Source organism: Burkholderia sp. b14 (assembly GCF_900156195.1).
GTDB lineage: Bacteria > Pseudomonadota > Gammaproteobacteria > Burkholderiales > Burkholderiaceae > Mycetohabitans.
The window spans coordinates 459,217-479,344 of sequence record NZ_FTPJ01000003.1 but is presented as its reverse complement, the minus strand read 5'-3'; the positions used below and the strand labels follow the sequence as shown (position 1 = coordinate 479,344).

General features: G+C 55.0%; 33 protein-coding genes. 26 read left to right on the top strand and 7 right to left on the bottom strand.

Annotation, left to right across the window (positions count from 1 at the left end; genetic code table 11):
* The first annotated feature begins 3 nt into the window (after positions 1-3).
* From B0B13_RS06840 to B0B13_RS06750, 20 genes are all read left to right on the top strand, one after another.
* A complete protein-coding gene (locus B0B13_RS06840) occupies positions 4-489 on the top strand; it encodes a structural cement protein Gp24 (protein WP_076795242.1) in 486 nt (161 codons plus the stop codon).
* 10 nt (positions 490-499) lie between these two features.
* The gene (locus tag B0B13_RS06835) at positions 500-1,591 is read left to right on the top strand and encodes a major capsid family protein (RefSeq protein WP_076795239.1); all 1,092 of its coding nucleotides are present in this window, start codon (positions 500-502) and stop codon (positions 1,589-1,591) included.
* Positions 1,592-1,603: 12 nt separating this feature from the next.
* Positions 1,604-1,960, top strand: a complete 357-nt coding sequence (locus B0B13_RS06830) for a hypothetical protein (protein ID WP_076795237.1) — start codon at positions 1,604-1,606, stop codon at positions 1,958-1,960.
* Entirely contained in the window at positions 1,960-2,403 is a 444-nt protein-coding gene (locus B0B13_RS06825; RefSeq protein WP_083703670.1) for a DUF4054 domain-containing protein, read from the top strand. Before B0B13_RS06830 ends, B0B13_RS06825 begins: the two co-directional genes overlap by 1 nt.
* A 46-nt stretch (positions 2,404-2,449) precedes the next feature.
* The gene (locus tag B0B13_RS06820) at positions 2,450-2,947 is read left to right on the top strand and encodes a hypothetical protein (protein WP_076795234.1); all 498 of its coding nucleotides are present in this window, start codon (positions 2,450-2,452) and stop codon (positions 2,945-2,947) included.
* The gene (locus tag B0B13_RS06815) at positions 2,947-3,303 is read left to right on the top strand and encodes a phage collar protein (RefSeq protein ID WP_076795232.1); all 357 of its coding nucleotides are present in this window, start codon (positions 2,947-2,949) and stop codon (positions 3,301-3,303) included. Before B0B13_RS06820 ends, B0B13_RS06815 begins: the two co-directional genes overlap by 1 nt.
* A complete protein-coding gene (locus B0B13_RS06810) occupies positions 3,300-3,839 on the top strand; it encodes a phage gateway protein (RefSeq protein ID WP_076795230.1) in 540 nt (179 codons plus the stop codon). The genes B0B13_RS06815 and B0B13_RS06810 overlap by 4 nt, the downstream gene beginning before the upstream one ends.
* A 9-nt stretch (positions 3,840-3,848) precedes the next feature.
* The gene (locus tag B0B13_RS06805; protein ID WP_076795227.1) at positions 3,849-5,342 is read left to right on the top strand and encodes a DUF3383 domain-containing protein; all 1,494 of its coding nucleotides are present in this window, start codon (positions 3,849-3,851) and stop codon (positions 5,340-5,342) included.
* 18 nt (positions 5,343-5,360) lie between these two features.
* Complete coding sequence (locus B0B13_RS06800; protein ID WP_076795224.1) at positions 5,361-5,807, top strand: phage tail fiber protein; 447 nt, start codon at positions 5,361-5,363, stop codon at positions 5,805-5,807.
* Positions 5,804-6,247, top strand: coding sequence for a hypothetical protein (locus tag B0B13_RS06795; RefSeq protein WP_076795221.1), 444 nt, complete (start codon positions 5,804-5,806; stop codon positions 6,245-6,247). The genes B0B13_RS06800 and B0B13_RS06795 overlap by 4 nt, the downstream gene beginning before the upstream one ends.
* Before the next feature lie 310 nt (positions 6,248-6,557).
* Positions 6,558-8,054 carry a phage tail tape measure protein gene (locus B0B13_RS06790; protein WP_212667355.1) on the top strand — a complete coding sequence of 499 codons (1,497 nt, stop codon included), beginning with the start codon at positions 6,558-6,560 and terminating at the stop codon, positions 8,052-8,054.
* Positions 8,051-8,578 carry a phage baseplate protein gene (locus tag B0B13_RS06785; RefSeq protein ID WP_083703669.1) on the top strand — a complete coding sequence of 176 codons (528 nt, stop codon included), beginning with the start codon at positions 8,051-8,053 and terminating at the stop codon, positions 8,576-8,578. The genes B0B13_RS06790 and B0B13_RS06785 overlap by 4 nt, the downstream gene beginning before the upstream one ends.
* A gap of 8 nt (positions 8,579-8,586) precedes the next feature.
* The gene (locus B0B13_RS06780) at positions 8,587-8,919 is read left to right on the top strand and encodes a phage baseplate plug family protein (RefSeq protein ID WP_170872394.1); all 333 of its coding nucleotides are present in this window, start codon (positions 8,587-8,589) and stop codon (positions 8,917-8,919) included.
* 5 nt (positions 8,920-8,924) lie between these two features.
* Positions 8,925-9,755 carry a baseplate hub protein gene (locus B0B13_RS06775; protein ID WP_076795216.1) on the top strand — a complete coding sequence of 277 codons (831 nt, stop codon included), beginning with the start codon at positions 8,925-8,927 and terminating at the stop codon, positions 9,753-9,755.
* Entirely contained in the window at positions 9,755-10,429 is a 675-nt protein-coding gene (locus B0B13_RS06770; protein WP_076795213.1) for a Gp138 family membrane-puncturing spike protein, read from the top strand. The genes B0B13_RS06775 and B0B13_RS06770 overlap by 1 nt, the downstream gene beginning before the upstream one ends.
* Complete coding sequence (locus B0B13_RS06765) at positions 10,426-10,773, top strand: contractile injection system sheath initiator (RefSeq protein ID WP_076795210.1); 348 nt, start codon at positions 10,426-10,428, stop codon at positions 10,771-10,773. The genes B0B13_RS06770 and B0B13_RS06765 overlap by 4 nt, the downstream gene beginning before the upstream one ends.
* Complete coding sequence (locus B0B13_RS06760; protein ID WP_076795207.1) at positions 10,766-11,965, top strand: baseplate J/gp47 family protein; 1,200 nt, start codon at positions 10,766-10,768, stop codon at positions 11,963-11,965. Before B0B13_RS06765 ends, B0B13_RS06760 begins: the two co-directional genes overlap by 8 nt.
* A 100-nt stretch (positions 11,966-12,065) precedes the next feature.
* The gene (locus tag B0B13_RS18340; RefSeq protein WP_170872393.1) at positions 12,066-12,203 is read left to right on the top strand and encodes a hypothetical protein; all 138 of its coding nucleotides are present in this window, start codon (positions 12,066-12,068) and stop codon (positions 12,201-12,203) included.
* Positions 12,184-12,864 carry a DUF2612 domain-containing protein gene (locus B0B13_RS06755; RefSeq protein ID WP_237573826.1) on the top strand — a complete coding sequence of 227 codons (681 nt, stop codon included), beginning with the start codon at positions 12,184-12,186 and terminating at the stop codon, positions 12,862-12,864. The genes B0B13_RS18340 and B0B13_RS06755 overlap by 20 nt, the downstream gene beginning before the upstream one ends.
* A gap of 3 nt (positions 12,865-12,867) precedes the next feature.
* Complete coding sequence (locus B0B13_RS06750; protein ID WP_076795202.1) at positions 12,868-14,175, top strand: tail fiber domain-containing protein; 1,308 nt, start codon at positions 12,868-12,870, stop codon at positions 14,173-14,175.
* Here the strand turns inward: B0B13_RS06750 and B0B13_RS06745 are convergent.
* On the bottom strand, positions 14,172-14,984 hold the full coding sequence (locus B0B13_RS06745; RefSeq protein WP_076795199.1) for a 2OG-Fe(II) oxygenase: 813 nt from the start codon (positions 14,982-14,984) through the stop codon (positions 14,172-14,174). The two genes, B0B13_RS06750 and B0B13_RS06745, sit on opposite strands and share 4 nt — an antisense overlap.
* Positions 14,985-15,128: 144 nt before the next feature.
* On the opposite strand from B0B13_RS06745, the gene B0B13_RS06740 reads away from it, so the two are divergent.
* Positions 15,129-15,515, top strand: coding sequence for a glycoside hydrolase family protein (locus B0B13_RS06740; RefSeq protein WP_076795196.1), 387 nt, complete (start codon positions 15,129-15,131; stop codon positions 15,513-15,515).
* A 171-nt stretch (positions 15,516-15,686) separates the two neighbouring features.
* On the opposite strand, the gene B0B13_RS06735 is transcribed toward B0B13_RS06740, so the two are convergent.
* Complete coding sequence (locus B0B13_RS06735) at positions 15,687-15,986, bottom strand: addiction module antidote protein (RefSeq protein WP_076795194.1); 300 nt, start codon at positions 15,984-15,986, stop codon at positions 15,687-15,689.
* Positions 15,958-16,227 carry a type II toxin-antitoxin system RelE/ParE family toxin gene (locus tag B0B13_RS06730; protein ID WP_237573827.1) on the bottom strand — a complete coding sequence of 90 codons (270 nt, stop codon included), beginning with the start codon at positions 16,225-16,227 and terminating at the stop codon, positions 15,958-15,960. Before B0B13_RS06730 ends, B0B13_RS06735 begins: the two co-directional genes overlap by 29 nt.
* Before the next feature lie 154 nt (positions 16,228-16,381).
* Here B0B13_RS06730 and B0B13_RS06725 point away from each other — a divergent pair, with 154 nt between their 5' ends.
* Entirely contained in the window at positions 16,382-16,807 is a 426-nt protein-coding gene (locus B0B13_RS06725) for a glycoside hydrolase family protein (RefSeq protein WP_076795191.1), read from the top strand.
* Complete coding sequence (locus tag B0B13_RS06720) at positions 16,807-17,118, top strand: phage holin family protein (protein ID WP_076795188.1); 312 nt, start codon at positions 16,807-16,809, stop codon at positions 17,116-17,118. The genes B0B13_RS06725 and B0B13_RS06720 overlap by 1 nt, the downstream gene beginning before the upstream one ends.
* A 168-nt stretch (positions 17,119-17,286) precedes the next feature.
* Here B0B13_RS06720 and B0B13_RS06715 read toward each other — a convergent pair whose 3' ends face one another.
* Positions 17,287-17,682 carry a type II toxin-antitoxin system death-on-curing family toxin gene (locus B0B13_RS06715; protein ID WP_076795185.1) on the bottom strand — a complete coding sequence of 132 codons (396 nt, stop codon included), beginning with the start codon at positions 17,680-17,682 and terminating at the stop codon, positions 17,287-17,289.
* A gap of 3 nt (positions 17,683-17,685) precedes the next feature.
* Complete coding sequence (locus tag B0B13_RS06710; protein ID WP_076795182.1) at positions 17,686-17,886, bottom strand: hypothetical protein; 201 nt, start codon at positions 17,884-17,886, stop codon at positions 17,686-17,688.
* A gap of 62 nt (positions 17,887-17,948) precedes the next feature.
* On the opposite strand from B0B13_RS06710, the gene B0B13_RS06705 reads away from it, so the two are divergent.
* A complete protein-coding gene (locus tag B0B13_RS06705; protein ID WP_235090429.1) occupies positions 17,949-18,476 on the top strand; it encodes a lysis system spanin subunit in 528 nt (175 codons plus the stop codon).
* Positions 18,477-18,482: 6 nt separating this feature from the next.
* Here the strand turns inward: B0B13_RS06705 and B0B13_RS06700 are convergent, their stop codons facing one another.
* Together B0B13_RS06700 and B0B13_RS06695 are read right to left on the bottom strand one after the other, a co-directional pair.
* The gene (locus B0B13_RS06700) at positions 18,483-18,773 is read right to left on the bottom strand and encodes a BrnA antitoxin family protein (RefSeq protein WP_076795177.1); all 291 of its coding nucleotides are present in this window, start codon (positions 18,771-18,773) and stop codon (positions 18,483-18,485) included.
* Positions 18,760-19,029, bottom strand: a complete 270-nt coding sequence (locus B0B13_RS06695) for a BrnT family toxin (protein WP_076795174.1) — start codon at positions 19,027-19,029, stop codon at positions 18,760-18,762. Before B0B13_RS06695 ends, B0B13_RS06700 begins: the two co-directional genes overlap by 14 nt.
* Positions 19,030-19,402: 373 nt before the next feature.
* Between B0B13_RS06695 and B0B13_RS06690 the strand changes: the two genes are divergently transcribed.
* Both B0B13_RS06690 and B0B13_RS06685 read left to right on the top strand, forming a co-directional pair.
* Positions 19,403-19,705 carry a type II toxin-antitoxin system HigB family toxin gene (locus B0B13_RS06690; RefSeq protein WP_076795172.1) on the top strand — a complete coding sequence of 101 codons (303 nt, stop codon included), beginning with the start codon at positions 19,403-19,405 and terminating at the stop codon, positions 19,703-19,705.
* A 4-nt stretch (positions 19,706-19,709) separates the two neighbouring features.
* Entirely contained in the window at positions 19,710-20,075 is a 366-nt protein-coding gene (locus tag B0B13_RS06685) for a helix-turn-helix domain-containing protein (RefSeq protein ID WP_076795169.1), read from the top strand.
* Positions 20,076-20,128: the final 53 nt, after the last annotated feature.

Below are 20,128 nucleotides of genomic sequence, written 5' to 3'. Positions count from 1 at the left end.
AACATGGCTTTCCAAACCACTGTTCGCGCCGACATGGCCTTCGGGGTGCCGGGCGAACTTTTTACCGATGGCCCGGTGCGCGCCGCGCCGTGGACCTTGGTGTCCTCAAAGCCCAACGTGATTGGTCATGCCTATACGCTCGCGGGTGACGGCGTGGCGCAAGTTGGCGGGACAGGGCCGTTTGTGGGCATCCTCGTCCATCCAAAACACTATGCCTCGTATGGTGCAGCAGCAGGTACGCTCACGCCAACGATGGAATTACCCAATCAAAGCATTGGTGAACTGCTCACGATGGGCGAAATTGTGGTGAGCCTGCCTGCCGCCACCGATGTGGGCTATGCGGTTATCTACGACACCAGCACGGGGGCACTGTCCACCATTGAAGAAGATAGTGAGGTACCCAGCGGCAGCGTTGAAGTACCCAACGCGCTTGTCTCGCGCTACCTATCGACGGGGGCGGGATTGGCCGTGATCACACTGACCAACTGAGGCACTGAGCATGCAAAGCAAAGAACATTCGTATATCGGCCCACGCGCAGTACGGCCGCTCAAGCTGTCGAGCGTCGTTGGCTATCAGGACCTGTCCCGTATCGGTATTGGCATGGACGCTGCAACCGTGCACCGCATGATGGCGGCAATGGACGCGGCGCTGGTACCCGGTTTGACTACACCGACAATTACCACGCCCGAGCAGTTCCTACAAAACTGGCTGCCCGGTTTTGTGGCGATCACCACGGCGGCGCGCACGATCGATGAGTGTGTGGGCATTACGACAGCGGGCGCATGGGAAGATGAGGAAGTCGTGCAGGGCGTCATGGAACTCACCGGTACGTCTGTGCCGTATGGTGATTATACGAACGTGCCGCTGTCGTCGTGGAACGTCAACTTTGAGCGGCGCACGGTAGTGCGTTTCGAAGAAGGTATGCGTGTCGGCACGCTTGAAGAAGCGCGCGCTTCGCGGATGAAAGTGAATAGTGCCGAAAGCAAGCGCGAAGCAGCAACGCTGGCGCTGGAGATCAACCGCAATCGCGTCGGATTTTACGGCTACAACGATGGAAACAATCGCACTTATGGACTTTTGAATGATCCCAGCCTGCCTGCGTATGTCACCCTGCCAATGGGTGGGGCCAACTCGACCCAATGGGCGTCCAAGACCTTCCTCGAAATTACAGCAGACATTCGCACGATGGTGGCCGATCTGCGCAACCAGGCGCGTGGCGTGATCGACCCGAAAAAAGAGCAACTGACGCTTGTTCTTGGCACGTCGGTCATCGATTACTTGACAGTCACTTCGATTTTTAGCGTGTCCGTGCAGGACTGGCTGACCAAGACCTATCCGACGATGCGTGTGGTGTCTTGCCCAGAATTTGATGCAGCGCATGCGGGCGACAATGTCGCGTATCTGTACGCTGAGAGCGTGAGCGATCAATCGACCGACGGCGGTCAAACCTTTGTACAAATCGTGCCGGCGAAATTTCGTGTGTTGGGGATTCAGCAACTCGCGAAAGGCTACGAAGAGGACTATTCCAATGCGACGGCGGGCGTGATGTGCAAGCGGCCGTATGCTGTCGTGCGTCGCACAGGACTTTAACGGAGAGCAATCATGCATTACGTGTATTCGACCGCAACGTGCGATACCGCCTATGGCGTGTGGATCAACAGTGGAAACGACTTGCCGATTCGCACGCGCGCGATCGTGATCAAAGGCGGCGCGGGCGTCGCCAACAAAAACTTAATTACGCCTCGTGGCGTAGTAACGCAGGTGACGGACGAGGATTTGGCGCTGCTTGAAAAGGACGAAGCCTTTCAGCGGCATGTCAAACGTGGCTTTATCCACGTCGAGCGATCCAAAACCGATCCAGAAAAGGTGGCCGCGGATATGACCGGTCGCGATCAAGCGTCGCCGCTGGTACCGCAAGACTTTGCGGAGAAAAAGCGGCCCAAGACGCGGGGTGAGTAATGATGGGTGCGCCCATCCAGTTGGATGCCAGCGCATTTCGCGCCGCCTTTGCTGCATTCGAGAGCAAAACCGCGTATCCCGACACCGCGCTTTCGGCAACCTGGACGGCGGCGACGTGCTATGTGAGTCCAGAGAATTATGGACATCTCCAAGGTGATGACCGAGTCCGTGCGCTGAATCTGATGACGGCCCATCTCCTTGCGCTGACGGACATAGTGAAAGGCGGTCAAACGCCGGGTATGGTGTCCACTGCAACCATCGACAAGGTGCAAGTCACGCTCACTCCGCCGCCTGTTAAGTCGCAATGGCAGTGGTGGCTGTCGCTCACTGCCTATGGGCAGCAGCTTCTCGCTTTACTGTCGGCCGCGGCGGCAGGCGGCTTCTATGTTAGCGGACTGCCGGAAGGATCGGCGTTTCGCCGCGTGTACGGCATTTATCCCTGACGCCCAGGCCGCCTGATCGGGCAGTCCTATTTCCGAAGTGAACCCAATGACCAAGTTAATACGTAAGCCCGGCCCCGGTGGCGCGCGTCTGCATCAAGCGTTACAGGATATCGACGGCCATATCGGCAAGGTTGGCTGGTTTGAGTCTTCTAAATATCAGGACGGTACACCGGTCGCCTATGTAGCCGCGATCCATGAGCATGGCGTGCCCGAAAAAGGCATCGCGATGCGCGCGACGATGCGCCCAACAGCCCAGGCACAACGAGCGCAATGGGCAAAACTGGCACAGCAGGGCTATACGGCGGTGTTTCGCGGTACGGACTCGACAGCCGCAGTCATGGAGAAGGTGTCAGCCAAGGCTGCTGGCGATATTCGTCGCGCCATCTCGCGAATCCGCACACCGCCGTTGAAGGTCGCCACCGTCAAGGCGCGCTTGCGAGACAAAAAACAAGGTCGCGTTGTCTCGCTAACAGCCGCTAAACCGCTGGTCGATTCCGGTGTCCTCCTGAATACGCTAACCCATATCGTGGAGGACAAGTCGTGATGCCAGGCTCTAATTTGCTCGGTCTTGCGTTGTCCGTGATCGGCAAGCAACGTGTCGAGTATTACCAATTCTTGGGGCGCGAGACCAACGATGTGGGCATTGACGTGAACCGGTATGCACCACCTGTACCCTTGTACGGCAGCGTGCAGGCCGTGGACCGAAATTTGTATCAGTACCTTGGTCTCGATTTCCAGAAACGGTACATCCGGCTTTATGCGTGTGCCGAACTACAGGACGTGGCCCGCGACCGATCGAGCGATCAGATCGAGTTTGCCGGTCAGCGCTATCAACTGCTGTCGGATGCGGACTGGTTCAACATCGACGGTTGGGACGGCGCGCTTTGCGTACAAATATGACAGACAACGAACTGTTCCGCATCCTGCTGCCGTTGATCCGTGACGGGCTGCGCGCGAATGGCATTGCCGACATTGCCATCAAGCAGCAGTATCAGCCGACGCAACAAGGCACGCCAAGCGGCCCGGTGGTGTTCTTGAACAAAATCGGCGATTACCGATACGGTTTCCCGCAGCGCAAAAGCGTCTGGGATCGCGAAGCCGGGCAGTTCGTCCATACCGAGTCGGTGTGGATGCAGACTGCGTTCCAAGTGAACGTACTTGCAACACAAGACCCCAAGCAGCCTGATTTGCTGACAGCATCCGATCTGCTGAACCTGGTCGCGTGCATCCTGCAAAGCGATGCTGCGCGCCACACGTTGCACTCGCATCAAGTCGGCATCTATCGCGTGCAAGACATTCGCCACACTTATTTTGCTGATGACTGGGATTGCTTCGAAGCCAGCCCGTCATTCGATTTCATCCTTACCCATTTGCGCACGCTAGCCAGCCGGGTTCCATCGGTTGACGCTTTCGAGCCAAACATTCGTTGCATCTAGGAGCCATTGATGGCAATTCGATTTCCCAAGTACGTTGACGTGACATCGGGCGTCGGCGCAGCGGCCGGTGTGCGTCGGCGCGATCTAATCGGGCGTTTCTTTACGACAAATATGCTGCTGCCGCCGAAAACGGTAGTCGAGTTCGATAACCCCGATGATGTCGGGCGCTATTTTGGCACGGCCTCGGAGGAATACGCCCGCGCATCTTTTTATTTCGGCTGGATCTCAAAGAACATTACGCGCGCGCAGAAAATCAGCTTCGCGCGCTGGGTCGATGCCGCCATCGCGCCGACGATCTTTGGGGCGGCAGTGACTGCGCCATTGTCTCGATTCCAAGCTGTGACGGCTGGCGAGTTGACAATACAGCTTGGCACAGATATTCATTCCGTATCGCCGTTGTCGTTCGCGGAAGCCCTTAGCTTTGCCGACGTGGCATCGGTTTTACAAGCAGCCATTCGTGCCGCAGGTGCGGGCCCCCTTTGGGAGGGTGCAATTGTCTCGTTTGACGCGCGGAAAAATAGCTTCCATTTCACAACCACCAGTACGTGTGCCAATGTAAAAGTCGCTGTCCTGTCCGGCACAATCCATACTATGCTGGGTTGGGATGATCGCGCTGTCTACGCCGATGGAGCAGTCGCCGAAACAGTTAGCGATGTGCTGGCCGCTTCGACTGAGCTATCGAACAATTTTGGCTCGTTCACATTTCTGCGGGCCTTGTCGGCAGCCGAGACCGAGGAGGCGGCAAAATGGAACGCGGCGCAGAATGTGATGTACCAGTTCCACACGCGCGTCCTATCTGCCGATGCGGCAGCCTACTATGAAGCACTCAAAGGTTACGCAGGGACCGGTTTGACGCTGGCCGGCACATCCGGAGAATATCCGGAGCAACTTCCGATGATGATCCTGGCTTCCACCGATTACAGCCGCCGTAACTCGGTTCAAAATTACATGTTTCAGCAAGCGGCGCTCACGCCCAGTGTGACGACGACGCCCGAATCGGACCGGTTGGATGCATTGCGTGTGAACTACTACGGCCGCACGCAAACGGCTGGTCAAGTGCTCGACTTCTATCAGCGCGGCGTGCTGATGGGTGGCGCCACCGCGCCGACAGACATGAATGTCTACGCGAACGAGCAATGGCTCCAAGATGCGGCCGGCAGCGCCATCATGGAACTGCTGATGTCGCTGGCGAAGGTATCGGCCAACGTGCAGGGACGGGGCCAACTGATCGCGACGCTGCAAAGCGTGATCAATCAGGCGCTGCTCAACGGCACAATCAGCGTCAGTAAGGATCTGAACAATACGCAGCAGCTGTACATCACCAATATGACGGGTGAAGCCGACGCGTGGCGGCAGGTCCAGACCATCGGTTACTGGCTTGACTGCGTAATCCAATCCATTGTGACGCCAGACGGACGCACCGAATACAAGGCCGTCTACACCCTCATCTACAGCAAAGACGATGCCATCCGAAAAGTGGACGGAAGCCACGTCTTGATTTGATCCAGACCAGGAGTAACGATGGAAAACATCTCAGGCTTCGGCCTTGTGGTGCAGGTATGTGCATCTAAAACGTTTCCCGCCGGTTTTACGGTCACGCAGTTCGCCGACGATGGCGATCCGTTCGACATTCCGAGTATTCAGGTAAACGACAAGGCGATGGGTCTCAATGGCGATTTGATTGTTTGGTCCAAAGCCAATCCGATTACAGTGACGTTGAACCTAATTCCAGGGAGTGACGACGACAAGAACATGTCTATCTTGCTTGAAGCAAACCGGGTCGGACGTGGTAAGCAAAGCGCAAAAGACGAAATTACAATGGCAGCAATCTACCCGGACGCCCGCATACTCACGCTGACCAAAGGGGTGATCACTGACGGCATGCCTGCCAACAGTGTAGCCAGCGCAGGGCGGATGAAGAGCAAACCGTACATCTTTGCTTTTGAAAACCGGACGGGAACATCATGAGCGTATTACTTGAACCCAAGGAAATCTTGATCAAAACGATGGCGGGTGAGGATCACCCCTACATCCTGTCGAAATTTCCCGCCGTCGCAGGCCGCGAGATCGTTTCGCAGTACCCGATCAGTGCGGTGCCAAAACTCGGCGACTACAAGACCAACGAAGCGCTCATGTTAAAAATCATGGGCTTCGTGGCGGTGCCCCTTGACAATGGCGAATTGCGATTATCGACCGCCGCGCTGGTTGACAACCATGTGCCGGACTACGAGACGTTGATGAAAATCGAGTTTCACATGATGGACTACAACACGTCTTTTTTCTCAAGCGGAAAGGTCTCGACTTTCTTAGGCAATGTCGAGGGCAAGGCAACAGCGTGGATTTCCAAAACGTTGACGCACTTGTTGGAGCGATCCTTTCTGAAGGACGTGCCACGCTCCAGGAATTGAGGACGGTCTACACGCTGGAGGATGCTTTCATTCTCTGGGAGAGCATTGCGATCCCTCGCTACAACGAATGGCTTGCTGCCGAGCACGCCAAACGGACATCGAAATGAGCATTCTTGAAACGTTCTACATTCTGTTCGATTCGGACGCGAAGGAGGTCAAGCAAGGGGCGCAAGAGGCTGAAAAGGCGACCGAGCAGCTTGAGAAAAAGATCAAAGGTGCGGATATGGCGGCCACCCAACTTGGCAAGTCGTTCAAGTCGCTAATCGGGGCGGCCACCGGTGCGATTGCTGGTGCTTTGTCGGTGGGCGCGATGGTATCCGGCGTGGCGCGCGCAGCGGCCGACACCGACGCGCTCGGGAAGAGCGCCGACGCACTGCGCGTCGAGGTCGATACGCTGCACGCATGGAGCGAAGCGGCCAAGCGTTGCGGCGGCAGTGGCGAGGCATTTAGCAAAACGCTCACTAGCCTGAGTGAAAAGGTTACTGAACTGGTCAAAACTGGCAAAGGTGACATTGGCCCCTTGCTGCAACGGCTCGGCGTGCAGTTTCGTGATCTGAACGGCAACGCCAAGACTACACCTCAGCTGCTGCTGGAAGTCGCCCAATCGTTTGAGCGCTTAAACAAAACGGAATCCGCCGAATTAGGCAAAAAGATGGGGCTGGACGGCGCCACCATCGCTCTGTTGCAGAAAGGGCGGCAAGCGCTCGAAGAACAAATCAAGCGGCACAAAGAGTTTGGCGTTGTCAACAAGACCGATGCTGAAGCGGCAAAGCAATACACCGAGCAACTCGGCAAGGTCAAGATCGCCTTAAGTGATCTCGGGCAGGTATTCCAGTACATGTTCACGAGCCTCTCGACCACAGTGCTGCCCGCCCTGACGTGGTTGCTGAGAAAGTTCGAAGCGCTCACGGCCTACCTGGCAGACCATAGCGGCCTAGTAAAAGGATCCTTAGTCGGACTGGCGCTGGTACTGACGTCGCTGTACCTGCCTGCCGTCTTGAGCGCCGCCACCGCGACATTCGCGCTGGTCGCGCCCTATCTGCTGATCGGCGCGGCCATTACAGCGGTCGGTGCGCTGTTCGCGCTGGCCTACGAAGACGTGATGGCGTTTCTCGATGGCAATGGCTCGCTGATCGGCGAGATGGCGAAACGCTGGCCAATTATTGGCGAAATCGTGCATGGGGTTGCGGATGTGTTTTCTTTCCTGTTTGATCTGGTGAAGGCTGGACTGATCTTCATTACCGATCTAATTGACGACCCTGAAAAAGCATTCGAGCGCTTCTCGACGAACGTGCGTGCCGCGTTCGACAAGCTGTTGAGCAAAATACCTGCCCTTAAGCCGGTCATGAACTTTATCGGCGATGTATTTAACCAGGTCGGCCACACCGTCAAAGCCACGTGGAACGGGATCGCCGCAGCGATCGAAACCGTCATCGGCGCCGCCTCACGCGGCTTGAAGATCATTAGTAGTGCGCTGGGGCAGGTGAAATCTTTTCTCGGTCTTGGGGACGCCGCACCATTGCAAGGTGGAGCAGTATCCAAGGGCGTAGCGGCCGCGGATCGTGCTGGCGTCATCGCCGGCAAACAGGCGCTGGCCGTCACCTCAACGCCGCTGGCGGCACAGACCTCAGCCAGTATCACGCACGCAAACCGCAGTGTAAGCAAGAGCATGAATGTGCAGACGGGACCCATCACGATCCATACCCAAGCCACGGACTGCGATGAGGTCAATCAGGCCCTCAGCCGTAGTTTGGGACAAGAATTAAGTACGACATTGAACCATTTTGATGACGGAGTGGCAGCGTGATCGCCGGATTCATTCCGACCGCCGCCGTCGATGTCGTCGGCGTGTTCGATGCAGGCTTTCAGCAGCTTTTTGGCGACGCGCGGCCGATAAAGGCGACGGTCAAGGAAGCGTCCAAGGTAATGGAACATCCCATTGAATCGGGCGCAACGATGACCGACCACCGGATCATCCTGCCGGTTGAGATCGAGTTGAAGATGATGCTGGCCGGGGCAACATATCGGGACACTTATCGGCAAATCCGCGAGATGTTCCAGAAGGGTGAACCCCTGACGGTGCAGACGAAGGCGGGCAGCTACGCCAATATGCTGATCGCAGAAATGCCGCATGATGAAGAGCCTGATGCCCTCGGTACCCTCATGCTCACGCTGAAGCTTAAGGAAGTGCTGGTCGTCACGACACGATACGAAAAACTGTCCGTCCGGAAAGTCAAGGACAAGACACACGCATCCACCGTGCAGCGTGGCGAGCAATCTGGCAAGCCCGCAAAAAGAAAAGCGTCCACGCTTCACGATATCTTCGTTTGAAGCAATCTTTGTTTGATGCAATCGCCATGATTCAAATTCCACTCGATGCGATCCCTAATCAATCGCTGTCGATTCGGCTCGATTCACGCCGCTATGAAATCACGGTCCAGGCCACATCTGGGGTGATAGCTGCGACGATTGCCCGTGACGGCGAGATGCTTGTGCAAGGATTGCGGTGTGCGGCCAGTACGCCACTGTTGCCTTTTCAGTATATGGAAGACGGCGTCGGAAACTTCGTGTTTTTGACGGAGGACGAGGAATACCCCGACTACACAAAGTTCAACAGCACGCATCAACTTGTGTACCTCAGCGGTGCCGAGCTTGCGCAGGTTCGCCTGTGAAGCCAATGAATGAACTCGATCCACGCATTGTGCGCCTGGGCATCGAAATGAACGGCGAACTGAAAACATATGAAGATCTCGCAATTAGTGCAACCGGCTCCAAGTTCGCAAATGCACTGCAAAATGAAGCCGAGATTCGTGTTTCGAATTTATCCAAAGCGGATCGCGAATACCTATTGACGGAAACCAGTCCGTTCAACCTGAATCGCACGCCCAAGCGCATTGTGCTGGATGCAGGCCGACGTTCCACTGGAGCAGCGCGCGTATTTGTCGGTGACATTTCCAGTTGCATCCCATCTCAACCGCCGGACATCACGCTAACGTTCAAGTTATCGACCGGGCAATTTCAGAAAGGCAACATCCTTGCGCGCAGTCAGACTGGTGCCGCTCCACTGTCCACCATCGCAAAGCAGGTAGCAAGTGATCTTGGACTGACACTGCGCTTTGAGGCCACAGACAAAAACATTGCTAACTACGCATTTGCCGGAGGCGCACTGAAACAGGTGGACCGGCTTGGCGAAGCCGGCGGCGTGAACGCCTATGTTGATGACCACACGCTGATCGTGAAAAACCACAACGTCGCGTTGAGCGGCGAGGTGCGTGTGTTAAGCGAAGCCACAGGCATGGTCGGCATTCCTGAAATCACTGAGCAGGGCATCAAGGTCAAGTATTTGTTCGATACCACGACCCGCCTGGGCGGCGCATTGACTATCGACAGCAAGTTGAACCCGGCTGCGAGCGGCCATTACGTCATCTTTAAGCTGAACTTCGAGCTAGCTAACCGTGACACTCCGTTCTACTGGATCGCGCAGGCCAAACGTGCAGGTATCCGCTGATGAGTGACTACGCCATCCCGAGTCATGATCCCGCGAACACAGGGGGACTAGCGGGCACGCTGCGCGAAGTGTTCAAGAAGCTGATGCAGGGCGTCGATGACATGCTGCCTGCAAAGATTGTCGGCTATGACCGCAAATGCAATGTCGCAACAGTGCAACCGCAGATCATGATGCTGACCACCGAAAACCGGACGTTATCCCGGCCACCATTGGCCCGTGTGCCCGTGCTCGCACTGGGCGGCGGCGGCTTTGTGATGTCGTTTCCGCTCAAACCCGGCGACGCTGGCTGGATCAAGGCCAGCGACCGTGATATTTCGTTGTATCTGCAATCGGGTGGTGAGGTTGGGCCTAATACACAGCGACTGCATTCGTTCGCCGACGGCCTGTTCATCCCTGATGTGATGCGCGGCTACACGCTGGCCGATGAAGACAAAGCGAATGCTGTCCTGCAAAGCGCGGATGGCTTGGTACGCGTTGCACTCTGGTCGGACAAACTCAAGCTGACTGCGCCAATGGTCGAACTTGATGCGGCGAATGTGCACTGCACGGGTAATCTTACAGCCGACGGGCGCGTGACCGGACGCGGCGGCGTGACTTTCGGCGAAACACCGGCCGAAACACACCGGCATGACGGCGTTCAACGCGGCAGCGACACCAGTGGAGGTCCGGTTTGAAGAGTCTTGCAACGAATCAATGCAATGACCTGTTCATCAACGCTGACGGAAACCTTGCTATCGCGCGCGATATCGAGGCGGTCAAGCAGGACTGCCAGCACGCGATGCAAGCCCAACTGGGTGAAATGGTGCTCGCGCTGGACCGCGGGATGCCCACGCGAGATCTAGTGTGGCACAACACAAACCTGGTGCAGTTCGAAGCCTACGCGCGCCAGACGCTGCGCGCAGTAGGCGGCGTGGTCGATGTCATCGCCTTCGACGTGGCAATCGAGGACGGTGCGCTGTGCTACAGCGCGACTATTCAAACTGTTTTTGGCGTGGCTAAGCTAAAGAACCATGGCTGAACCCTACGACTATTTGACTCATGCCGGCGTAATTGTGCCCGACACAGCGGTGGTGCTCGATACGGTGCGCAATGAATGGCGTGGCGTATTGGGCGACGATCTGTCGGTGGCAGATGAAACGCCTCAGGGCGTGCTTATTACGGCTGATGCGCTGGGCCGCAACAGCGTGATTCGTAACAATGCGGCACTCGCCAACCAGATCAACCCGAACGAGGCGGGCGGCGTATTTCTAGATGCGATATGTGCGTTGACTGGGCTTGAACGCGCGAAAGCCAAGCGTTCGACGATCGCCGATGTCGAGGTGACCGGCATCCCGAATACAGTGATCCGCCAAGGGTTGCGTGCACGCACCGAGGCGGGCGACCTGTTCGAGACAACGGAAACGGTTGTGCTGGCGCGGGATGGAAAGGCAACGGTTGGCTTTCGCTCCGTGGAGTACGGCCCTATTACCGCGCCCGCCGGCACGTTGCGGCACATTGTCGATAGCGTCCTGGGATGGGAAACTGTCCATAACCCCAGAAATGCAAAGCTTGGACAAGGCCGGCAATCCGATGCCAGTCTGCGCAGCCTGCGAAAACAGACGCTTGCGCTGCAAGGCGTATCCCTCTGTGAAGCAATCACCTCCGCGCTCTACGCAACGGAAGGGGTGCAAAGCCTGCAATTTCGCGAGAACACCGAGAGCACTGCGCAAGTCATCGATGGCGTAGTCATGAAGCCACACTCGATTTGGGTGTGCATCGATGGCGGGACAGACGCCGATATTGCACAAGCGCTGTTGAAGAACAAAAGCGCTGGCGCAGGCTGGAATGGTACGGTGCAAGTCAATGCAGTTGACCCGGCTTCGGGCCAATCATATCGCGTTCGGTTCGATCGTCCGATACGGCGCGACTTTCTCGCGCGCGTCACGGTACGCGCCGCCTCGTCGGTCGCCGACCCACAAGTTGCCGTGCGTGACGCCATTCTTGCCTACTCGGAAAAACGCGTTGAAGGTGAGACGGGTTTTACGGTTGGCACCAGCGTGTCACCGTTTGAACTGGCCGCAGCCGTCAATCGCTATGTACCGGGCCTCTACGTGCAGCGGCTCGAAGTCTCCCGCCTGTCGCCAATCGATTACGTGACGACTGAGATCTCGCTGGGAATTTTTGAGCAGGCAACGATTGCGCCGTCAGGCATCCAGGTCATCGTTGTGTAGTCACACCGAGCAGCATTGAGAAAGGCGAAAGCCCCGAACCGTTAGCAGCGGTCGGGGCTTTCTTGCATCCACCCGTTGGAAAAGGCAACGAGGAGAGCTTGTGAAGAAGTATACGACATTCTTGAGAGCGCTGAAAATGATCTCGGACGAACTGAAACCATCCCGCTATTGGTCTATCTGGTTCATCGCATTCCTGATCGCGGCATCGACCTTTGTGCATGCAATTCGCTGGTGGTAAGTCAATGAGAATCCAGGCATTCGATTTTTCCGTCGATTTGCTACAAGCGTTGCTCTGGCAGTACAACGACGCGGACAATCTGCGCGGGCTGCTGGAGTGCAAGCAGGCATGGTATGAACAGAATCACACCGCGTTTTGGGAGAACTGGATTCGCGATGTCTTTGACTTGCGCACGGCAAACGACTTTGGGCTGTCGGTCTGGGCGGAAATTCTCGGTGTACCGCTTGCTGTCACTGTAGACCCGACCAAGCCAGGCACGCCCGTTTTGGGATTCGGTGGATCCAACCGAAATTTCGGGCATGGTGGTTTTGGCTGCAAGTCTTCCTCGACAGTGGGGCTCACTGTCGAGCAGAAGCGTACTGTGCTGCGGCTGCGCTATTTCCAGCTCGTCTCACGTGGCACGATCCCCGAAATCAACCAGTTTATGAAGATGCTGCTGGGTGACCAAGGACAAGTCTATGTGCTTGACCCGAATGACATGACTTATGTCGTTTATGTTTTTACATTTCAGCCCAATCCTGGGCTGACCTTCGTGCTCGACACCTATGATTTGCTGCCGCGCCCAGCAGGCGTCGGCGTGCGCCGGATTGTTGTCAACCGGCCTTCGTTTGGCTTCGGTGAGTACAACAAGAATTTTGAACACGGAACTTTTCCGGAGTAAGACATGCAACAAAAATTTTTTGTCAAACCGTTTGCTGTGGCAGGCGACCGTGAGACGGTGCCGGACGAGATCCAGACTACTGGCGATGTCAGTTATGAGCAGGGCTACGGCTATGACTACCAACGCGACCAAGCAATTGATCCACTAGCTAAGCCGATTGAGCGCAACAAGCATAATGCTATCTTGCACGACATCACTGAGGCGGTGCAGCAGTATCAGGTTTTTGGTACGCCAGAGTGGATCACGGCGGAGGACAACGGTGGCATAGCTTATCCCTATGCCCGCCGCGCGCGTGTGCGGTATCGGGCAAGCGAGACGGACCCCTGGGACGTGTACGAGTCGCTCGTGGATAACAACACGGCTAAGCCGAGCGACGCGACGAAATGGGCCATAGTTGTTTCGGCGGTTGCGTCACGAGAGCAAGCCGTCGCTGGAACCGACAACAGCACGATTATGACGCCGCTGCGTGTCGCGCAAGCCATGACCGACAAACAACCGGCTCTCGGATATACGCCTGTTCAACAAGGTACAGGCATCGACCAAGAGCAGAATGTTGTCAAAATTGGCTGGTCTAGCCAAGGTAGACTTAAGGCCACGGTAGACAACGAAGATAAAGGAAATTTTGTCTTCGACAGCCAGCTTGCCAACTATGCAACGCAGCAGTGGGTGGTATCAAACTATGCCAGCGTTGAGTATGTCAACGACCGTTTCAATGCTCGTGCACCCGTGCGTGTCAATAACGGTAGCTATGGTTACGTACTCAGTGATTCCCAAAACGTAATCAATCAGATTTGGAATCAGCGTGACCGCATCGATGTATACGTTGATGGGCATTTCCAAGGTGCGATGGCTTATACGCGAGACATCGATTCCGTGAACGGTGCACTATCGACAAAGTTTTTTTCTCCTGATGGTCGTATCAAACCCCAGTGGACGGTTGGCAATGGATTTGTAGCCATTACCGTTGACGATCGAGCCTATGGGATCACACTCCACCCATCTGATGAGCGTTTGAAGAAAAATATTTCCCCTAGCGACGCAAAAGCGATGGATATAATAAAAAAGATTAAGCTTTTCAGTTTTAATTATAAGAATAACGGATTTTTAGATAGTTCATTCCGTCATAAAATTGGATTTCTCGCACAGCAGCTTTGGAGCATCGACCCAACGCTTGTCAATGGTACGCCAGAAGACGACGTAATGATGTCACCCAACTTGCTGCCAATCGTCGCATATTTGGTTAAGGCAGTTCAAGAGTTGAGCGCTGAAATTGTACAAATGCGCTCAACCCAAACTACATCGTCAAACTAATCTTTTCGATAAAGATGCTTTGTTTTGATCACGCCTTTTGGAATAATAGCTCGAATTAGTTTTCTGGCTGTGGCATCAGCTTTCAGTACCATGTCACGAATAGGCTCGTTCGGTCGCCCACGAAAAGATGTCGGATGAAAATATTCCACGTCTCCAACTGGACGAGGGGAGAAATAGTAATTCGAAATGCAGCAGCGAGGTTGATCACAAAGGTTTTTTGATACCGAATGCCAAGAACGCTGATTTGTCACCATGACAGCCAGACGATTGAATTTGCTTACAATTGTCGTGGGTTTTGCCTTTGTGCCATCTGGCCACAGTTCAAGATTACCACCGTTTTCCAACTTCCAATCTGGTGAGACGTAGTAAAGGAGATTTAGCGTGCGATAACACTTTCTATCTTTGTCATGGGAGTTGTCGAGATGTGGGTTCAGAAAATGACCATACCCCATCATCGAAATACCACCGGCATACAAATATTCGTCAGGTTGCAGCATGGGCAAGCCGGTTATCTCGGCTACGGTCGCAACGACCTCGGGCTGTTGAAAAGCAAACGTAATTTCTTCGAGAATAGACGCATGCTCGTTCATTTGAGAGGAAACGTACTTAAGCTCTCTGAGGCTCTTGCGGAGCATCATTGTCGATGAACTTGGGAATGCTTCCCGGATTTGCATTGCCATGTCAACAGGCAGAACGTCATCGATATAGAAATAGTTGATTGGTGCTGTTGCTGCCCACTGTTGACGGGATGCAATCAGTCGATTCCTAAGCTTGCTCGCAATCAAGTCTCCGAGTCCTTCCCTATTCATACCGTAGCCACTCCAATCACGAAGTTATTCTCCGTCTGAGGATAGCACACGATCTACCGCTGGCTTACCTCCCAAGCAAAGTGAATTCATCCGAACCCGGCCCTGCGCCGGGTTCGTTCGTTCACTTTTCTAAGAAGAACACACATGGCCGATACGCTCGACATACCAACACTGCTGGCAGAACTGAGCCGCGACGAAGGGCGGCGTTTAAAGCCTTACCTGGATACGGTGGGCAAAACCACGATTGGCGTTGGCCGCAATCTGACTGATGTCGGGATCGCTGAGAGTGAATGCGACTTGCTGCTGGAAAACGACGTGATGCGTTCGGTAGTATGGCTCGATCGCCACCTGCCGTGGTGGCGAAGTCTCGATGCGGTACGCCAGCGCGTGCTCATCAACATGGCCTTCAACCTGGGCGGCATGTTAGGGCTTGTTCAAAGGGCCTATGCCGAACGCACTGGACTGGCGGAGGGGATGAGCCGCAGCAAGAAAAGGTCTCCGATTTCCACCATCACCCCAGCGGAATCCTAGGCGCAAGACAAAGCACATTGGCACCGACGCCATCGTCGTGTGGAAGGTGCTTGTCTTAAGGCCAATGGAGAAGGATATGAGCTGCGCGACCATCGAAGCCAATCCGATCCGTAGACTATGGACAAAACGATACCGGGGACGGTCGGCTCCCGGCTATCTAATGCGCAAACCTCACGCGCTCGCCTTTTCAGGCTCAACCGCGAGCCTTACACCAAGCGCATGCAGTAGCTTGACGATTGTCTCGTAACGCGGCTTTGATCCTGGTGACAGTGTTTTGTATATGCTCTCACGGCCTAGTCCTGCTGTCTCTGCGATCTTCGCAATACCGCGAGCTTTCGCAATATCTGAAATTGCCGCCGTGAGTAGATCAGGATCGCCTTCCGCGATAGCGGCATTGAGATAGGCCGCGATCATCTCCTCGCTGTCCAGGTGTTCCGACACATCAAAACGTGAAATCTTGATTTTGCTCATGTCTGGTCCTTGATCGCTTTCCACATGGCTTTCGCGCGTTTGATATCGGCCTTTTGCGTTGACTTTCGCCACCGCAAAGCAGCAAGTATGTTACGCGCCCTTCACGCGCAAAGTAGACTCGGTAACCCTGCCCGACGTTGATCTTCATTTCTGATACGCCGTCGTCCAACACCTTGTACTCACCGAAGTTTCCTTGCTCCGCTCGCCTGATCCGCAGGTAGATCGCGGCACGCGCCGTCAAGTCTGTGAGACCGTCAACCCATGCGCTGAATTCTTCGGTAGCGGTGATGGTATTTATGCAAGCATAGTATCCAATTGGATACAAATAGCAAGAGAATTTTGACTATCAGCCGCTCGTGCGGCTTTTTTGTTTACTGCCTTGAACTGGAACGCACATGAGAGAAACATTCGACATGCCGACGCTTCTGTCGGAATTGAGCCGCGACGAAGGGCGGCGTTTGAAGCCTTACCTGGATACGGTCGGCAAAACCACGATTGGCGTTGGCCGCAATCTGACTGATGTCGGGATTGCTGAGAGCGAATGCGACTTGCTGCTGGAAAACGATGTGATGCACTCGGTGACATGGCTCGACCATCACCTGCCTTGGTGGCGAAGTCTCGATGCGGTACGCCAGCGCGTGCTCATCAATATGGCCTTCAACCTGGGCGGCAAGCTGCTTACGTTTGCGGACACGCTGGCTGCAATGCAGCGCGGTGATTATGCGAAGGCGGCCAACGGCATGCTCGCATCAAAGTGGGCCACACAAGTCGGCGCTCGCGCATGCCGTCTTGCGACCATGATGCGCACCGGAGCAAGTTGATGCAACTCGATGAACACGAAAAGAATGTACTGGCGTTGGCCGTCATCGGCGCAATACTCGGGCTGGGCAAGCTGCTTGCCGATGGCGAGCGGGTCAGGCCGCGACTGGTGGTTGGCCGTGCCATTGTTGGTGCGGGACTGTCGATGAGTGCTGGGGCAGTCTTGACGGCATTCCCCGACTTATCCCCGACAGGGCTAGTGGGCACCGCGTCGCTGTTTGGCATCCTGGGTCAAAACGCGCTTGAGGCGGTCGTCCAAAAATTCGTCGGGCGAATGCCGGCCGGACAAGGTAAAGGCTCAGATACACAGTAACCCCAGCGTCAACCGCCACCTCGTTGCTTCTAATAGACATGGTTTGCCGTACACTGTGCTTAAATATACAGCGTTTTGAGCGCGGCATCGGGTGCTGTCAAGACGATCTTGAGTTTTTGGCAAACTCGTGCAGCACAGCGGTTTCCCGGTTGGTGAAATTGACTTAGGCTAGAGGAAACCGAAGTAGAGGGCGAGGAGGTATCCGCTCATTTGCTCGTGGTCAATCGTGCCTTCGGCAACGCCGACCATAATTTCGGCCAGATCGGCATCCGCCTGTTCAGAAACTGTGGGGATCGAATAGCCGTTATAGTCGAGGAATGCAACTGCGCAACTGAGAGCGGTACGCTTGTTACCGTCATTAAATACGTGACCGCGCGCAATGGCGATTGCATACATAGCCGCAATCGCAAATGGGTCATCCATGCCTTCGTAGTAGATACGATTTTCGACACGAGCCAGTACAGCATCGACTGCGCCGGGGCCACCGCCAGAGAATCCGGGTAGTCCCCCCTCGACATGCAGGATCTTGTCGTGGACCGCAATCACATATTCGGCGCTTAGCACGGGTCAGCGATCCTTGAGGATTTTTAAGGCATGGGCGTGAACCTTCATTACGTGATCGATGGACTCCTGGACTTTCCGGCGGTCTTCGGGTGTCTTCATCGCTTCGGTCATGTCAACGATTGGACGTTTAGGCATTTGCGCATAACGACGCCGAGCCTGCTCGATTTGCTCCGCGCTGAAGCGTCCGATTGATTTCCTCTCCATAGGGCCTGCCTCTTTAAGCTATCAGCGAATTATTTATTTTACTCGTGATTTGGATCATGCACATGAAGCTATTCTGGGCACTCCTTGCCGTCGCTGCAATGCTCTGCGGCGCAGCGGTCAATTTTTACTTCCGCGTCCAGCTTGCGCAGGCGCATGCCCGAGCCGCAGCTGTTCGCGAGCGGCACGCCCTCGACCTGAAAGCCATTTCCGATGCCGCTCTGGCTGCTGAACGCAAAGCATTGCAGAACCGCAAAATCGCAACGGAAAAAATCGAAGCGCTCAATGCACAACTGACAAAGGAACGCCAAGCCCATGAAACCGACAGCCGCCGTTACCGTGCTGCTCTTGCCGTTGGTGCTGAGCGGCTGCGTGTCGCCGTCGCAAACTGTTCAACCCGTGGCGATGATCTGTCCGGAACTGCCGGCACCGCCAGGGTGGGCGATGGAGCCACCGCCTACGCAGACCTCGACGCAGCGGTTGCAGAGCGCGTTTTCGCCGTCGCCGCCGACGACCAGCGCGAAATAGACAAGCTTCGTGCGCTACAGCGCTACGTATGTACGGTGCGGCCCGGGACTATCGGTTGTCAGTGAACAGCACTATCGAGACAACGGATGCTCCGAGATGAACTGTCGCAGAGCTGCATCAATGCGCGTCTGCCAACCTTCGCCGGTTGCGCGGAATTGTGTCACTACATCACGCGACAAACGAATAGTAATGCGCTCTTTCGTGACTTCCGCCTTCGGGCGGCCGATGCGAGCAGATGGCCGTGCAGCTTTCCACTCGTCGTCGGTCAGTGGCACCGCATCGGGGTCAGATATAGCCGCAGCGGTGATGGCTGCATCTTCCTCTGGGGTGGGGAAAATTGTTCCGGGTTTAAGCTTGGGCATAACGTTTCACCTCTCTGAGGTTGGCTTTCCGCAGACTGATGATGCGGCGAATTCCATCGCGGTCAACAAACACTACATTGAACAGGCGCTTACCAATGTAGCCTAAACCAATCATCCGGTTTTCACCGTAGGCTTTCCGTTGGTCAGGCCATATCACAGCGCTATCCCACTCGAATGCCTTTGCGTCGGCGAGAGACACACCGCCGTGCTTCTCAATGTTCTTTGCGTCTTTAGCGAGGTCGAATGAGATTTCCATGACATTTATTGTGCATACAATAATTCAGTATGTCAAGGATTTTTTGTGCCGACAATATTGGATGATCTGACCTTCGGTCTAGCATCTAACTCGAACTCTAAACCGAGGAGAGGATCAATTCAGTAACCCCATTTTGAGGCAATGCACACCGGATCCGCTGGCTAGCTGGCGAGTTGCGCAATGCGTTTTCGCTGGTGCGGCCGACGACCAGCGAGAGATAGACAAGCTTCGCCCGCTATTTGCTTTAGTAAACAAACTCGCATAATAAATAAAATCTATCGTCGTTCTTCCACCAATAGGTGTAACATCATGACACAAGAATGGCCTTTACCCAGGGCTTGCAGGAGTCCCAAAATGGGACTATGATGACTTCATGCGTATCGTTGCGAAGAAAAATTTGGCTGCTTTCTGTGAAAAACACCCGGCTGCCAAGCAAGCATTGTTGGCATGGCATGAAGAGGCCCGTAGCGCCATATGGACATCGCCGCAAGATATTAAGGAACGTTACGCGTCAGTCAGCTTCGTTGGGCGTAACCGGGTTGTGTTCAACATCAAAGGAAACGCTTATCGTCTGATTGTGGCCGTCGCCTACCGCCTAGGCGTGGTTTACATCAAATTTGTCGGTACTCACGCCGAATACGACAAAATCGATGCCTTAACGGTGGAACTGGAGTAACAAAATGGAAATTCGTCCGATTCACACTGAGCAGGATTACAGTGAAGCACTGAAAGCTATTGCCGCGCTGGTGGATGCTGATCCTGCGCCCAACACCCCGGAAGGCGACCAGTTGGAAATTTTATCGGCCTTGGTCGAGAACTACGAGGCCAAGCACTTTCCACTGGAATTACCGGATCCGATTGAGGCGATCAAATTTCGCATGGAACAAGGCAATTTGTCGGTGGCTGACATGCAACCCTACTTTGGTAGTACAAGTCGAGTGTATGAAGTGCTAAACCGTACTCGCAACCTTAGCCTGAACATGATTAGGCGCTTGCATCACGGGCTGCACATTCCTGCTGAAGCACTGATTGGAAAGCCCTGCTGATATCCGAATTTTGTTCCGCAACGCTAAAGCCGCCCTAAGTAGGACAAGGGTTT

Bases quoted from the DNA above. Each gene is read 5' to 3' on its own strand.
- B0B13_RS06840 (WP_076795242.1), top strand. From the start codon at position 4: ATGGCTTTCCAAACCACTGTTCGCGCCGACATGGCCTTCGGGGTGCCG.
- B0B13_RS06835 (WP_076795239.1), top strand. From the start codon at position 500: ATGCAAAGCAAAGAACATTCGTATATCGGCCCACGCGCAGTACGGCCG.
- B0B13_RS06830 (WP_076795237.1), top strand. From the start codon at position 1,604: ATGCATTACGTGTATTCGACCGCAACGTGCGATACCGCCTATGGCGTG.
- B0B13_RS06825 (WP_083703670.1), top strand. From the start codon at position 1,960: ATGATGGGTGCGCCCATCCAGTTGGATGCCAGCGCATTTCGCGCCGCC.
- B0B13_RS06820 (WP_076795234.1), top strand. From the start codon at position 2,450: ATGACCAAGTTAATACGTAAGCCCGGCCCCGGTGGCGCGCGTCTGCAT.
- B0B13_RS06815 (WP_076795232.1), top strand. From the start codon at position 2,947: ATGCCAGGCTCTAATTTGCTCGGTCTTGCGTTGTCCGTGATCGGCAAG.
- B0B13_RS06810 (WP_076795230.1), top strand. From the start codon at position 3,300: ATGACAGACAACGAACTGTTCCGCATCCTGCTGCCGTTGATCCGTGAC.
- B0B13_RS06805 (WP_076795227.1), top strand. From the start codon at position 3,849: ATGGCAATTCGATTTCCCAAGTACGTTGACGTGACATCGGGCGTCGGC.
- B0B13_RS06800 (WP_076795224.1), top strand. From the start codon at position 5,361: ATGGAAAACATCTCAGGCTTCGGCCTTGTGGTGCAGGTATGTGCATCT.
- B0B13_RS06795 (WP_076795221.1), top strand. From the start codon at position 5,804: ATGAGCGTATTACTTGAACCCAAGGAAATCTTGATCAAAACGATGGCG.
- B0B13_RS06790 (WP_212667355.1), top strand. From the start codon at position 6,558: ATGGTATCCGGCGTGGCGCGCGCAGCGGCCGACACCGACGCGCTCGGG.
- B0B13_RS06775 (WP_076795216.1), top strand. From the start codon at position 8,925: ATGAATGAACTCGATCCACGCATTGTGCGCCTGGGCATCGAAATGAAC.
- B0B13_RS06770 (WP_076795213.1), top strand. From the start codon at position 9,755: ATGAGTGACTACGCCATCCCGAGTCATGATCCCGCGAACACAGGGGGA.
- B0B13_RS06760 (WP_076795207.1), top strand. From the start codon at position 10,766: ATGGCTGAACCCTACGACTATTTGACTCATGCCGGCGTAATTGTGCCC.
- B0B13_RS06755 (WP_237573826.1), top strand. From the start codon at position 12,184: ATGCAATTCGCTGGTGGTAAGTCAATGAGAATCCAGGCATTCGATTTT.
- B0B13_RS06750 (WP_076795202.1), top strand. From the start codon at position 12,868: ATGCAACAAAAATTTTTTGTCAAACCGTTTGCTGTGGCAGGCGACCGT.
- B0B13_RS06745 (WP_076795199.1), bottom strand. From the start codon at position 14,984: ATGAATAGGGAAGGACTCGGAGACTTGATTGCGAGCAAGCTTAGGAAT.
- B0B13_RS06740 (WP_076795196.1), top strand. From the start codon at position 15,129: ATGGCCGATACGCTCGACATACCAACACTGCTGGCAGAACTGAGCCGC.
- B0B13_RS06735 (WP_076795194.1), bottom strand. From the start codon at position 15,986: ATGAGCAAAATCAAGATTTCACGTTTTGATGTGTCGGAACACCTGGAC.
- B0B13_RS06725 (WP_076795191.1), top strand. From the start codon at position 16,382: ATGAGAGAAACATTCGACATGCCGACGCTTCTGTCGGAATTGAGCCGC.
- B0B13_RS06720 (WP_076795188.1), top strand. From the start codon at position 16,807: ATGCAACTCGATGAACACGAAAAGAATGTACTGGCGTTGGCCGTCATC.
- B0B13_RS06710 (WP_076795182.1), bottom strand. From the start codon at position 17,886: ATGGAGAGGAAATCAATCGGACGCTTCAGCGCGGAGCAAATCGAGCAG.
- B0B13_RS06705 (WP_235090429.1), top strand. From the start codon at position 17,949: ATGAAGCTATTCTGGGCACTCCTTGCCGTCGCTGCAATGCTCTGCGGC.
- B0B13_RS06700 (WP_076795177.1), bottom strand. From the start codon at position 18,773: ATGCCCAAGCTTAAACCCGGAACAATTTTCCCCACCCCAGAGGAAGAT.
- B0B13_RS06695 (WP_076795174.1), bottom strand. From the start codon at position 19,029: ATGGAAATCTCATTCGACCTCGCTAAAGACGCAAAGAACATTGAGAAG.
- B0B13_RS06690 (WP_076795172.1), top strand. From the start codon at position 19,403: ATGCGTATCGTTGCGAAGAAAAATTTGGCTGCTTTCTGTGAAAAACAC.
- B0B13_RS06685 (WP_076795169.1), top strand. From the start codon at position 19,710: ATGGAAATTCGTCCGATTCACACTGAGCAGGATTACAGTGAAGCACTG.